The organism is Staphylococcus sp. HMSC072E01 (genome assembly GCF_001814125.1).
Classification (GTDB): Bacteria; Bacillota; Bacilli; order Staphylococcales; family Staphylococcaceae; genus Staphylococcus; species Staphylococcus hominis.
Genome location: NZ_KV814995.1, coordinates 1 through 270, shown reverse-complemented (window position 1 = coordinate 270; position 270 = coordinate 1). Strand labels below are relative to the sequence as shown.

1 protein-coding gene is annotated in these 270 nt (G+C 33.0%); it reads left to right on the top strand.

The genetic code is table 11. From position 1 onward, the window contains the following. Positions 1-270: IS6 family transposase (locus HMPREF2953_RS10990; RefSeq protein ID WP_141754126.1), on the top strand; the 270-nt coding region annotated here is incomplete at both ends.

Here is a 270-nt window from a genome sequence, read left to right as displayed (position 1 = left end):
TCATTTTAAAGGAAAGCAATTTCAGCAGGATGTGATTATTGTAGCCGTGGGCTACTATCTTCGTTATAACCTTAGCTATCGTGAAGTTCAAGAAATCTTATATGATCGTGGCATTAACGTTTCTCATACGACGATTTATCGTTGGGTGCAAGAATATGGTAAACTACTCTATCAAATTTGGAAAAAGAAAAATAAAAAATCCTTTTATTCATGGAAAATGGATGAAACGTACATCAAAATTAAAGGAAAATGGCATTATTTGTATCGAGC